16 protein-coding genes and 1 tRNA gene are annotated in these 12,087 nt (G+C 64.1%); 13 read left to right on the top strand and 4 right to left on the bottom strand.

The window, feature by feature from the left end; all coding sequences use genetic code 11:
- Nucleotides 1-59: 59 nt before the first annotated feature.
- Nucleotides 60-485, bottom strand: coding sequence for an organic hydroperoxide resistance protein (locus ONR75_RS00855; protein WP_265080975.1), 426 nt, complete (start codon nt 483-485; stop codon nt 60-62).
- A 158-nt stretch (nt 486-643) separates the two neighbouring features.
- Here ONR75_RS00855 and ONR75_RS00850 point away from each other — a divergent pair, with 158 nt between their 5' ends.
- Nucleotides 644-1,102 carry a MarR family winged helix-turn-helix transcriptional regulator gene (locus ONR75_RS00850; protein WP_265080974.1) on the top strand — a complete coding sequence of 153 codons (459 nt, stop codon included), beginning with the start codon at nt 644-646 and terminating at the stop codon, nt 1,100-1,102.
- 3 nt (nt 1,103-1,105) lie between these two features.
- Here the strand turns inward: ONR75_RS00850 and ONR75_RS00845 are convergent, their stop codons facing one another.
- The 3 genes from ONR75_RS00845 to ONR75_RS00835 form a co-directional block, all read right to left on the bottom strand.
- The gene (locus tag ONR75_RS00845; RefSeq protein ID WP_265080973.1) at nt 1,106-1,342 is read right to left on the bottom strand and encodes a GIY-YIG nuclease family protein; all 237 of its coding nucleotides are present in this window, start codon (nt 1,340-1,342) and stop codon (nt 1,106-1,108) included.
- A gap of 177 nt (nt 1,343-1,519) precedes the next feature.
- Nucleotides 1,520-1,595 (bottom strand) — tRNA-Ala (locus ONR75_RS00840).
- A gap of 64 nt (nt 1,596-1,659) precedes the next feature.
- On the bottom strand, nt 1,660-2,082 hold the full coding sequence (locus ONR75_RS00835) for a TIGR02300 family protein (protein WP_265080972.1): 423 nt from the start codon (nt 2,080-2,082) through the stop codon (nt 1,660-1,662).
- 136 nt (nt 2,083-2,218) lie between these two features.
- Here ONR75_RS00835 and aroA point away from each other — a divergent pair, with 136 nt between their 5' ends.
- The 12 genes from aroA (at nt 2,219) to trpA (ending at nt 12,013) form a co-directional block, all read left to right on the top strand.
- Entirely contained in the window at nt 2,219-3,580 is a 1,362-nt protein-coding gene (gene aroA / locus ONR75_RS00830) for a 3-phosphoshikimate 1-carboxyvinyltransferase (protein ID WP_413776418.1), read from the top strand.
- Between the two features lie 3 nt (nt 3,581-3,583).
- A complete protein-coding gene (locus tag ONR75_RS00825; RefSeq protein ID WP_265080971.1) occupies nt 3,584-3,805 on the top strand; it encodes a hypothetical protein in 222 nt (73 codons plus the stop codon).
- A gap of 123 nt (nt 3,806-3,928) precedes the next feature.
- Complete coding sequence (locus ONR75_RS00820) at nt 3,929-4,195, top strand: hypothetical protein (RefSeq protein WP_265080970.1); 267 nt, start codon at nt 3,929-3,931, stop codon at nt 4,193-4,195.
- A gap of 50 nt (nt 4,196-4,245) precedes the next feature.
- Nucleotides 4,246-4,578, top strand: a complete 333-nt coding sequence (locus ONR75_RS00815) for a hypothetical protein (protein WP_265080969.1) — start codon at nt 4,246-4,248, stop codon at nt 4,576-4,578.
- Nucleotide 4,579: 1 nt separating this feature from the next.
- On the top strand, nt 4,580-5,218 hold the full coding sequence (gene cmk / locus ONR75_RS00810; protein ID WP_265080968.1) for a (d)CMP kinase: 639 nt from the start codon (nt 4,580-4,582) through the stop codon (nt 5,216-5,218).
- 251 nt (nt 5,219-5,469) lie between these two features.
- Nucleotides 5,470-7,170 carry a 30S ribosomal protein S1 gene (gene rpsA, locus ONR75_RS00805; RefSeq protein ID WP_265080967.1) on the top strand — a complete coding sequence of 567 codons (1,701 nt, stop codon included), beginning with the start codon at nt 5,470-5,472 and terminating at the stop codon, nt 7,168-7,170.
- Nucleotides 7,171-7,348: 178 nt separating this feature from the next.
- Entirely contained in the window at nt 7,349-8,326 is a 978-nt protein-coding gene (gene sppA, locus ONR75_RS00800; protein ID WP_265080966.1) for a signal peptide peptidase SppA, read from the top strand.
- Nucleotides 8,327-8,492: 166 nt separating this feature from the next.
- Nucleotides 8,493-8,798, top strand: coding sequence for an integration host factor subunit beta (locus ONR75_RS00795; protein WP_265080965.1), 306 nt, complete (start codon nt 8,493-8,495; stop codon nt 8,796-8,798).
- A 33-nt stretch (nt 8,799-8,831) separates the two neighbouring features.
- Nucleotides 8,832-9,230, top strand: coding sequence for a LapA family protein (locus tag ONR75_RS00790; RefSeq protein WP_265080964.1), 399 nt, complete (start codon nt 8,832-8,834; stop codon nt 9,228-9,230).
- 73 nt (nt 9,231-9,303) lie between these two features.
- Nucleotides 9,304-9,963, top strand: a complete 660-nt coding sequence (locus ONR75_RS00785) for a phosphoribosylanthranilate isomerase (protein ID WP_265083898.1) — start codon at nt 9,304-9,306, stop codon at nt 9,961-9,963.
- Nucleotides 9,960-11,180 (top strand): tryptophan synthase subunit beta, encoded by a 1,221-nt coding sequence (trpB, locus tag ONR75_RS00780; RefSeq protein WP_265080963.1) that lies wholly within the window; start codon nt 9,960-9,962, stop codon nt 11,178-11,180. Before ONR75_RS00785 ends, trpB begins: the two co-directional genes overlap by 4 nt.
- On the top strand, nt 11,177-12,013 hold the full coding sequence (gene trpA / locus ONR75_RS00775; protein WP_265080962.1) for a tryptophan synthase subunit alpha: 837 nt from the start codon (nt 11,177-11,179) through the stop codon (nt 12,011-12,013). The genes trpB and trpA overlap by 4 nt, the downstream gene beginning before the upstream one ends.
- The last annotated feature ends 74 nt before the right edge of the window (nt 12,014-12,087 follow it).

Here is a 12,087-nt window from a genome sequence, read left to right as displayed (position 1 = left end):
ACGGCATGGCCGCGGAAAGCCGGCCCGCCAGAGACTGGCGAGCCGGCTTGGGTGCCCGATCAGGCGATCGTGGAGCGGACGTCGATATTGCCGCGAGTGGCATTCGAGTAAGGGCAGATCTGATGCGCTTTCTCGACCAGCGCTGCGGCCTCATCCTTGGCGAGGCCCGGCAACGACACCGCGAGTTCGACGTCGAGGCCGAAACCGCCCGCCGAGCGCGGGCCGATGCCGACCGTCGCGGTCACCGCAACGTCGGCCGGAATCTTCGGCCCGCCCTGCGACGCGACGAACTTCATCGCGCCGATGAAGCAGGCGGCGTAGCCGGCCGCGAACAGCTGCTCGGGGTTGTTGCCTGCACCGCCGGCGCCGCCGAGTTCCTTCGGCGTGGCGAGTTTGACGTCGAGCGCGCCGTCCAGGGTGGCGGCATGGCCGTCGCGGCCGCCGGTGGCCTTGGCGCTGGTCTTGTAGAGGACGTTGACTGACATGTGAGCTCTCCTTGTTCGAATTCAGTGCCTTTTATATTTCGCGCAATTAGATTGTGCGCAATATAAAAGAGCGGGGCCGCAATTTAATTGTGGTCAATTGATTGTGAGGCGGCGAGGGCCCAGATTGGCGCTGCGACGCATCGGGACCGGAGATGGCGATGGCAAGGAAGTCCGCGGCGTATCCGCCGCTGAAGCTCGACAACCAGATCTGCTTCGCGGTGTATTCCACCGCGCATGCCTTCAATCGCCTCTACAAGCCGCTGCTCGAGCGGCTTGAGCTGACCTATCCGCAATATCTGGTGATGCTGGTGCTGTGGGAGCGCGATGACGTCCCGGTCAAGGACATCGGCCAGCGGCTGTTCCTCGATTCGGGCACGCTGACGCCGCTGCTGAAGCGGCTCGAGACCGCCGGACTGATTCGCCGTACCCGCAGCGTCGACGACGAGCGCCAGGTGTTGATCGCACTGACGCCGCAAGGCCACGCGCTGCGCGACAAGGCCAAGAGCGTGCCGCAAGGCGTGCTGGCGGCCTCGGCCTGTTCAGTCGAAGAACTGGTGTCGATGAAGGATGAACTGGTGGCGTTGCGGGACAGGCTGACGGCGGCGCTGGAGGCATGAGCGTTAGAGGCGCTTCTTTGCGAAGGCGCGGCCGGATCCGGACTTCAGATATTGCTCGAAGGCAAAAGCCTGTCGTTCGTCGCTGAACGCGACATAGGTCTTGATTCGCCACGGGCGATATTTCGACGTGTGAGGCACTTCACCTGCATTATGCTTCATCAGCCGTGCGCGAAGATCATCGGCAATGCCGATGTAGAAGTGCTCAGAATCAAGGCTTTCGAGAATGTAGACGTACTTCATGGCCTTGCGGATCCATGACTTGACGTTGGCTGAGCTTACTGTGAGCGATCGCTAAAATTTAGCTGAACATTTCCTGTCCGCCTACGCCCTTCGGGCTCCGGCGTGACATCCTTCGCTCGCTTCGCCCGATAGTCTGGCGTGGCTTGCCGAGCCGAAGCTCGCGAAGCGAGCGAAGGATGGTGGAGCCAGGCGGGATCGAACCGCCGACCTCTTGCATGCCATGCAAGCGCTCTCCCAGCTGAGCTATGGCCCCTTAACCGGCGCGGGCTTCTGGAAAGTCCCGCGCGGCGAACCCAGATCACAGATCCGGGTTGATCTCAAGTCTCTTCGTCACCCGAAACGTCGCCAATGATGTCGGTGACGTCTTCGTCGCCTTCTTCCTCGTCGGCAATGAAGGTCGAATCATCGTCGTCGTCGTCGATGGTCTCGTCTACATCGATATCGTCTTCGGATTCCAGTACCGCGGCCTTCTTGCCGGTATTTTCTTCGGCGTCGGCTTCCTCGAGCGGCACCAATTCCTCTTCAGCATCGGCGACTTCCGGCGCTTCGGCAGCGGACGCAGCGGCGGAGGCCGCAGCGGCGCGCGACGCAGCGTCGGCGCGGGTCCGCGGCGGCGGAATCGGCGCAATCGGCACCACCTCACCCGTATACGGTGAAATCACCGGGGTTTTGCCGAGGTCGTAGAATTTTTTGCCCGTCGTGGGGCAAATGCGCTTGGTTCCGAGATCGGATTTGGCCACGTGTGAATCCTAGGGAATTTTTGAAAAACGGTGCTTCACTTGGCTAGTTGCCACGCTGCTGTCAATAGCGCTCTGCGCGTGGCGTGACGCGGTGCCGCCCTTATGGTACGAGCCTGCCGCGCAAAGGAACACAATCTTGACCCATTCAGACGCCCGCGCCGACGGCCCCGCAACTGTGCCCACCCCGCTCGCGGCGCGTAAGAGCCCCGCTTTGGAGGGCCGCGTGCGCGTGCCCGGCGATAAGTCGATCTCGCACCGTGCCTTGATTCTGGGCGCGCTGGCCGTCGGCGAAACCCGCATTTCCGGCCTGCTGGAGGGCGAGGACGTTCTCAACACCGCCAAGGCGATGCAGGCGCTCGGTGCGCAGGTGGAGCGCACCGGACATTTCGCCTGGTCGGTGCGCGGTGTCGGCGTCGCCGGCTTCGCCGCGCCGCGGGCGCCGCTGGATTTCGGCAATTCCGGCACCGGCTGCCGGCTGGTGATGGGCGCCGTCGCCGGCTGCCCGATCGAGGCGACCTTTGACGGCGACGCCTCGCTGCGCAGCCGGCCGATGCGGCGCATCGTCGATCCCCTGGAATTGATGGGCGCCCGGGTGATTGCGAGCCAGGAGGGCGGTCGCCTGCCGCTGACCCTGCAGGGCGCGCGCGACCCGCTGCCGATCCTCTACCGCACGCCGGTGGCGTCGGCGCAGATCAAGTCGGCGGTGCTGCTGGCCGGCCTGTCGGCCCCGGGAATCACCACGGTGATCGAGGCCGAGGCCAGCCGCGACCATACCGAGCTGATGCTGAAGCATTTTGGCGCGCAGATCCTCTCCGAAAAGGACGGTGCCCACGGACGCCGGATTGCGCTCACCGGCCAGCCCGAGCTGCACGGCGCAGAGGTGGTGGTGCCGGCCGATCCGTCGTCCGCCGCCTTCCCGATCGTCGCAGCATTGATCGTGCCTGGCTCCGACATCGTGCTGACCGACGTGATGACCAATCCGTTGCGCACCGGACTGTTCACCACTTTGCGCGAAATGGGCGCCTCGATCGAGGAAAGCGAGGTCCGTGGCGATGCCGGCGAGCCGATGGCCCGGTTCCGCATCCGCGCTTCCGCCTTGCGCGGGGTCGAAGTGCCGCCGGAGCGGGCGCCGTCGATGATCGACGAATATCTGGTGCTGGCGGTGGCCGCGGCCTTTGCCGAGGGCACCACCATCATGCGCGGCCTCAAGGAATTACGGGTCAAGGAATCCGACCGGCTGGAGGCCACAGCGGCGATGCTGCGGGGCAATGGCGTCAAGGTGGAGGTCTCCGGCGACGACCTGATCGTCGAGGGTAGGGGCCATGTGCCGGGCGGCGGGGTGGTCGCCACCCATATGGACCACCGCATCGCCATGTCGGCGCTGGTGATGGGACTGGCGGCAGACCGTCCGGTGACCATCGACGACACCGCCTTCATCGCCACGAGCTTTCCCGACTTTATCCCGATGATGCGCGGGCTTGGCGCGGAGTTCGCATAGATCATGGCCACCGGCTTCGACCGTGACGCCCTGCTGGACTCGTTCGACCAGATCGGCCGCGCGGCCGTCGCAGCCGGCACCAGGCTGCAGATCGCGGTCTATGGCGGCTCGGCGCTGATGCTGGCGAGCAATTTCCGGTTCGCCACCGAAGACGTCGGCCGACATCGGCGGGGAGTGGCCGGAGTGGCTGTCGGACGTCGTCGCCCGCATCGCGCGCGAAAATGATTGGTCAGAGAATTGGTTCAACGATGCGGTGACGTTTCACCTCAGCGCACTGGAACGGACGGAGCGCGATCTTCTGGCGTTTGGCACCTTCCCCGCGGCGGTGAAGCCGTCGGACTGTGCGTTATGATTCCTACCGCCCGCTACATGCTGGCGATGAAGTTGAAATCGCTCCGTATTTCGGATTTTTCCAAAGGCGAGCAGGACATGTCCGATGTGGCCCACCTGCTGCGGGTTCTCGGCATCACCGAGATCGAACAGGCCATCGAGATCCTGGCGGAGTTTTTCCCGAAAAGTGCCGCCGATGCCGACAAGCAACGCTTTGTGCTAAAGAGGCTTTTTGCCGGAGGCTTGGTGATCGATGCGCCCCAATACCCTCGCACAGGCGGCTGAGCGGATTGCCTCGGGCGAGCCGCTTGCAAAGGCCCTGCCCGAATTTCTCGATGCGTTCTATCTGGCCGGAACGCCGGCCGCAGCGTGCGGCGATGCTGAACGATGAGCCCGCCGCACTAAGCGATCCGCGCCTGCAAGGGCTATTCGGGGCCGTCGCCGAATATCTGGCCCATCAACATCGGCTTCCAAATGTTCCGCTGTGGGCTTATGCAAGCGACCGTTATCTCGATCGGGCATGGCATGTCTCGCCCTTCGCCGATGACGCCATGCGCGAATATCTGACCTTCGCCAGCCCGGCGGAATTCGCCTCGCGCAACATCTTCACCGAGGAGCGCCCGCTGCGCCGCGCCCGCTCCCCCTCGCCGTTTAAGGTTTCTGCCTGACATGATCATCGCCATCGACGGACCGGCCGCTTCCGGAAAAGGCACGCTGGGCAAGCGGCTCGCCAGACATTACGGCTACCGTCATCTCGATACCGGCGTGATCTATCGCGCCGTGGCCAAGGCGATGCTGGACGCCGGCGCCGACCTTCGTGACGAAATGCTGGCGGTTTCGGCCGCTCTGGAGCTCGACCCCGGGAATTTCGGCGATCCGGCGCTCCGGGCGCAGTCGGTGGCCGACGCCGCCTCGGTGGTTTCGGCGATCCCGCAGGTCCGCCAGGTGCTGCTGAACTTCCAGCGCCGTTTCGCCGAGGATCCGCCGGGTGCCGTGCTGGACGGCCGCGACATCGGAACCGTGATCTGCCCGAACGCCGACGTGAAGATTTTTGTGGTCGCCGACCCGGCGGTGCGGGCCCATCGCCGCACCCTGGAAGCGAAAGCACGCGGCGAGGCGGCCGACGAGGCGGCCATTCTGGAGGATATCCTGCGGCGCGACGCACGCGACCAGAACCGCGCCACGGCGCCGTTGAAGCCCGCCGCAGATGCATACTTGCTGGATAACTCCAATTTGGATATAGAAGGCGGCGTCCGGGCCGCCATCGACATTGTCGAGGCCGTCCGAGCGGGCCGGCAGCGGGTTTGAGCTAGTTCATTTGGACGAAGTCAGACGAAACCGCTGCCGTCATTGGAGGAAAGCCCGCTCCTGGTCTTGAACGTCGGTTTCGACCGACTGCCTTGGCACCGGATGATCAACGTCTCAATCGTGCAGTCATGCTGCCGGCCCGTTCCTGTGATTTTCCGCAGGGCGGTCGTTAGGGGTTGCGGACCCCCGACACTACGCGTTTGAGGCGCCCATTCACCCGACTGCCGGCAATACCCGCACCTGGAGAACAAATGGCTTCGACCGATACTTACAATCCTTCACGCGACGATTTCGCCGCGATGCTCGACGAGTCCTTCGCAGGTGGCAACCTGCAGGAAAGCTCCGTCATCAAGGGCATTGTCGTCGCGATCGAAAAGGACATGGCCGTCATTGACGTCGGCCTGAAGACGGAAGGCCGCGTGGCGCTGCGTGAATTCGCCGTGCCCGGCCGCGAAAACGAACTCAAGGTTGGCGACGAGGTCGAAGTGTTTCTCGACCGGATCGAAAATGCGCTCGGCGAAGCCGTGCTGTCGCGCGACAAGGCGCGTCGCGAAGAGAGCTGGGGCAAGCTCGAGAAGGCCTTCAACAACAACGAGAAGGTTCACGGCGTCATCTTCAATCAGGTCAAGGGTGGCTTCACCGTCGATCTGGACGGCGCAGTGGCCTTCCTGCCGCGCTCGCAGGTTGATATCCGCCCGATCCGCGACGTCGCTCCGCTGATGAACAACTCGCAGCCGTTCCAGATCCTCAAGATGGATCGCCGCCGCGGCAACATCGTCGTGTCGCGCCGCACCGTGCTGGAAGAAACCCGCGCCGAGCAGCGTCAGGAACTGGTCCAGAACCTCGAAGAGGGTCAGGTTATTGACGGCGTCGTCAAGAACATCACCGATTACGGTGCGTTCGTGGATCTCGGCGGCATCGACGGCCTGCTGCATGTCACCGACATCGCATGGCGTCGCGTCAACCACCCGACCGAAGTGCTGACCATCGGTCAGACCGTCAAGGTCAAGATCATCAAGATCAACCACGAGACCCACCGTATCTCGCTCGGCATGAAGCAGTTGCTGGACGATCCGTGGCAGGGCATCGAGGCGAAGTACCCGCTGAACGCGCGCTTCACCGGTCGCGTCACCAACATCACGGACTACGGCGCATTCGTCGAACTGGAGCCGGGCATCGAAGGCCTGATCCACGTCTCGGAAATGTCCTGGACCAAGAAGAACATGCACCCCGGCAAGATCGTTTCGACCTCGCAGGAAGTCGAAGTGCAGGTTCTCGAAGTCGATTCCGTCAAGCGCCGCATTTCGCTCGGTCTCAAGCAGACCATGCGCAATCCTTGGGAAGTGTTCGTCGAGAAGTATCCGGTCGGCGCCACTGTCGAAGGCGAAGTCAAGAACAAGACCGAGTTTGGTCTGTTCCTCGGCCTCGACGGCGAAGTGGACGGCATGGTCCATCTCTCCGACCTCGACTGGAAGCAGCCGGGTGAGCAGGTCATCGACAACTTCAAGAAGGGCGACATGGTCAAGGCCATCGTCCTCGATGTGGATGTCGAGAAGGAGCGCATCTCGCTCGGCGTCAAGCAGCTCGAAGGCGATCCCTTCGCCGAGCCGGGCGACGTCAAGAAGGGCGCCGTCGTCACCTGCGTCGTGCTCGAAGTCAAGGAATCCGGCATCGACGTGCAGATCGTCGATACCGACTTCACGACCTTCATCAAGCGTTCGGAACTGGCGCGTGAGCGCACCGATCAGCGCGCAGAGCGTTTCGCCGTCGGCGAAAAGGTCGATGCGCGGGTGATCCAGTTCGACAAGAAGGCCCGCAAGGTCCAGGTCTCGATCAAGGCTCTGGAAGTCGCGGAAGAGAAGGAAGCCATCGAGCAGTACGGGTCTTCGAACTCGGGTGCGACGCTTGGCGACATTCTCGGCACCGCGCTCAAGCAGCGTACCGACAAGTAAGCGAAGCCTCGGCTTCAAACATCAGGGCCCCGGTGCAAACCGGGGCCCTTTTCGTTGCGGCCTTTGTTTTGACCTTGTTTTCTACATATTGCGTCGCAATTGATGTAATCCAGACACCGCAAATCAACGCTGTGCGGACCATAAGGGCCCGCCTGCGAATGCTTCCCGGAGATCCAAGATGTCGCTTGATTCCGATGTGATCGTCGACCGCCGCCGGATGCGGCGCAAGCTGACGTTCTGGCGCGTCAGCGCGGTGCTGGTGGCGATCGTCGCCGTGGTCGGTGCCGGACTCATCGTCAACCGCTCAGGCACCGCGCTGACAGCCTCCGGCTCGATCGCGAGGATCCATATCGAAGGCCTGATCCGCAGCGACAACGATCGTATCGAGGCGCTGGAGCGGCTGGAGAAGTCCGGCGCTGCGGCGGTCGTGGTCCATATCAATTCGCCGGGCGGCACCACCGCCGGCTCCGAGCAGCTCTACGACGCGCTGACGCGCCTGAAGGCGAAGAAGCCGATGGTGGTGGTGGTCGAGGGCCTCGCCGCGTCCGGCGGCTATATCGCCGCCATCGCATCCGACCATATCGTGGCGCAGCAGAGCTCGCTGGTCGGCTCGATCGGCGTGCTGTTCCAGTTTCCGAATTTCGGCGAGCTGATGAAGACCGTCGGCGTCAAAGTCGAGGAAGTGAAATCGTCGCCGCTGAAGGCCGCGCCCAACGGCTTCGAGCCCACCAGCCCGGAAGCGCGCGCCGCGCTGGAATCGCTGGTCAAGGATTCCTACGCCTGGTTTCGCGGCCTGGTGCAGACCCGGCGCGGCATGGACGATGCGCTGCTCGACAAGGTCGCCGATGGGCGGGTGTTCACCGGACGGCAGGCCGTCAATCTCAAGCTGATCGATCAGCTGGGCGACGAAAAAACCGCGGTCGAATGGCTGGTTTCCGAGAAGAAGGTCAAGAGCGGCCTGCCGGTGCGTGATTTCAAGCTGGCGCCGAAATTCGGCGACCTGACGTTCCTGCGCGCGGCGGCCTCCATTGCCCTGGACGCGGTCGGTCTCGGCGCCGTGGCGCGGCAGGTCGAACAGGGCGGCCTCGATCAGGCGGTTGCGCACCTCAGCCTCGACGGCATGCTCGCGCTCTGGCGGCCGGCAACTGCAAATTGAACCGATGTTCGCCTCGCGCTGCCTTGCTGCACAGCCGGGGCGCGTCGGAATATCTTTTTCAGCCGTTTGTCACCTGTTTTCGAGGCTCCCCGATTTCATTTAGCGTCTTGACAGCGCAAGGCATTTTCACGGAAATGGTTGCTCCCACTTCAGGGTCCCAGTCTCGATGATCAAATCCGAACTCGTTCAGCGTATCGCCGAGCACAACCCGCATCTGTATCAGCGGGATGTGGAGAACATCGTGAATGCGATCCTCGACGAGATCGTCGCGGCATTGGCGCGCGGCGACCGGGTGGAACTGCGCGGCTTCGGCGCCTTTTCGGTGAAGCATCGCCCGGCCCGCGCCGGTCGCAACCCGCGCACCGGCGCCCATGTGCCGGTGGACCAGAAGAGCGTGCCGTTCTTCAAGACCGGCAAGGAAATGCGCGAGCGGCTGAATCGCGACGCCGGGGCTCCCGAAGCGAGCGCGTGAAGCTGATCCGTCGCGCCATTGCGAGAGAGGCCGATGCGTAAATTTTTCACAGCTTTGGTGCTGATCCCGCTCGGTGTGCTGTTCATCGCGTTCGCGGTGGCCAACCGTCATCTGGTGACGGTGTCCTTCGATCCCTTCAATTCGACCGATCCGTCGATCGGCCTCACCGTGCCGCTGTTCGTCGCCATCATCGCCGTGGCGATCCTCGGCGTGATGGCCGGCGGCGTGGCGACCTGGTTCGGGCAGCGCCACTGGCGACGCGCGGCACGGCTGCACGAAGCCGATGCCCGGCAGGCGCGGATGGAACTGGCCGACTGGCGGGTCCGTGCCGCAACTGCGCCGCGCAACGAGCAGCAGCGTCTTCCGGCACCGCTGTCGCAGGGGGCGGCCTACGGGCTCCCGGGGCGAGACAAGCACGACGCGACGTTGTAGAACCCGCACCGTCGCGCCACATGATCGGCTGCGGCGCAGCCCGATCCCGAATTTGAGCAGACGTCCCCTGAACATGTCCCTGATCGTCAAAATCTGCGGCCTGTCGACGCGCGAGACTCTCGACGCGGCGCTGGCGGCCCGCGCCGACATGGTGGGCTTTGTGTTCTTTCCGCCGTCGCCGCGGCATATCGACCTCGATACCGCACGGGCGCTCGGCAAGCAGGCCAAGGGCCGGGCCGTCAAGGTCGCGCTGTCCGTCGATGCCGACGATGCGCTGCTCGCCAACAGCATCGACGCACTGCAGCCGCAGATTCTGCAACTGCACGGCAAGGAGACCGTGGCGCGCATCCGTGACATCAAGCAGAAGTTCGGCCTGCCGGTGATGAAGGCGATCGCGGTGGAAACCGCCGCCGATCTGGCGTCGCTGCCCGGCTATGCCGCGGTGTGCGACCGCATTCTGTTCGACGCCAAGCCGCCGAAGGACGCGACGCGCCCCGGCGGCCTCGGTGCCGCGTTCGACTGGCACCTGCTCGAGGGCCTCAAGCTGCAGCTGCCGTTCCTGGTGTCCGGCGGCCTCGATGCCAGCAACGTCGCCGAAGCCGTGCGGGTGACGGGCGCTGGCGGCGTCGACATTTCTTCCGGCGTGGAGCGCGCGCCCGGTATCAAGGATCCCGACATGATCCGCGCCTTCATCCGCGCCGCGCGCGCCAGCGAAGAGTTGATGACCCCATGAATTCAGCATTGCCCAATTCGTTTCGCTCCGGCCCTGACGATCGCGGTCATTTCGGCATTTTCGGTGGCCGCTTTGTCGCCGAAACCCTGATGCCGCTGATCCTTGATTTGCAGCAGGCCTATGAGGATGCCAAGGCCGATCCGGCCTTCCAGGCTGAGATGAATGGCTATCTCAAGGACTATGTCGGCCGTCCCTCCCCGCTGTATTTCGCCGAGCGCCTGACCAATCACCTCGGTGGCGCAAAAATCTATTTCAAGCGCGAGGAGCTGAATCACACCGGCTCGCACAAGGTCAACAACGTGCTCGGCCAGATCATGGTGGCGCGCCGCATGGGCAAGAAGCGCATCATCGCCGAGACCGGCGCCGGCCAGCATGGCGTGGCGACGGCGACTTTGTGCGCCCGCTTCGGGCTCGAATGCATCGTGTTCATGGGCGCGGTCGACGTCGAGCGGCAGCAGCCTAATGTGATCCGCATGGAAATGCTCGGCGCCAAGGTGGTGCCGGTGCAGGCCGGGGCGCGCACGCTGAAGGACGCCATGAACGAGGCGCTGCGCGACTGGGTCACCAACGTCCACGAGACCTTCTATTGCATCGGCACCGTCGCCGGCCCGCATCCCTATCCGATGATGGTGCGCGATTTCCAGTCGATCATCGGCACCGAGACCAAGGCGCAGATGCAGGAGGTCGAAGGCCGGCTGCCGGATTCTCTGATCGCCTGCATCGGCGGCGGCTCCAACGCGATGGGCCTGTTTCATCCCTTCCTCGACGATCCCACCGTGCAGATTTTCGGCGTCGAAGCGGCCGGCCACGGCCTGACCCAGTTGCATGCGGCGTCGATCGCCGGTGGCCGCCCCGGCGTGCTGCATGGCAACCGCACCTATCTGCTGATGGATGAAGACGGCCAGATCCAGGAAGGCCACTCCATCTCGGCGGGCCTCGATTATCCCGGCATCGGCCCGGAGCATTCCTGGCTGCACGAAACCGGCCGCGTCACCTATCTCTCGGCCACCGACGACGAAGCGCTTGCCGCCTTCCAGCTGCTGTCGAAACTCGAAGGCATCATCCCGGCGCTGGAGCCGGCGCACGCTATCGCCAAGGTGATGGCGCTCGCACCGAAGCTGCCGAAAGATCACCTGATGGTGGTCAATCTCTCCGGCCGCGGCGACAAGGACATTCCGCAGGTGGCGGAAATTTTGAAGGGCGCGAAGCAGTCATGACCACCCGTATCGACACCCGCTTCGCCCAGCTGAAGACCGAAGGCCGCGCGGCGTTCGTGACGTTCGTGATGGCCGGCGATCCCGATCTCGCCACCTCGCTGGAGATCGTCAAGGCGTTGCCGAAGGCCGGCGCCGACATCATCGAGATCGGCATGCCGTTCACCGATCCGATGGCCGATGGCCCGGCGATCCAGGCCGCCGGCCTGCGCGCGCTGAAGGCCGGCACCACCCTGAAGAAGACGCTGGCGCTGGTTGCCACCTTCCGCAAGGACGACAACGCCACGCCGATCGTGCTGATGGGCTACTACAATCCGATCTATATCTACGGCGTCGACAAGTTCCTCGTCGATGCAAAGGCCGCCGGCGTCGATGGCCTGATCATCGTCGACCTGCCGCCGGAAGAAGATACCGAACTGTGCCTGCCGGCGATGAAGGCCGGCTTGAACTTCATCCGGCTGGCGACGCCGACCACCGACGACAAGCGGCTGCCGGCGGTGCTCGAAAATACCTCGGGCTTCGTCTATTACGTGTCGATCACCGGTATCACCGGCAGCGGCAGCGCCAAATCTGCGGATGTCGGCGCCGCGGTTGCGCGCATCAAGCGTCACACCGGCCTGCCGGTCTGCGTCGGCTTCGGCATCCGCACGCCGGACGCGGCACGCGATATCGCTGCGCATGCCGATGGCGCGGTGGTGGGCTCGGCGCTGATCGATGCGCTGCGCGCCACGCTGGATTCCGAGGACCGCGCCACCGCGGCCACCGTGAGTGCCGTGGCCGACTTGGTGTCGGCGCTGGCCCAGGGTGTTCACAGCGCCACGCAGGCCGCGGAATAAGCCACAATTGCAGCCGATAGAACGGCTCGAATAGCGGGTTGTTCGCCCCCGATCGGGCAGCCATATAACGAGTG

It is taken from the genome of Rhodopseudomonas sp. P2A-2r (assembly GCF_026015985.1).
Classification (GTDB): domain Bacteria; phylum Pseudomonadota; class Alphaproteobacteria; order Rhizobiales; family Xanthobacteraceae; genus Tardiphaga.
Note: the sequence above shows the minus strand (reverse complement) of the source record. Positions and strands in the feature narration are given on the sequence as shown.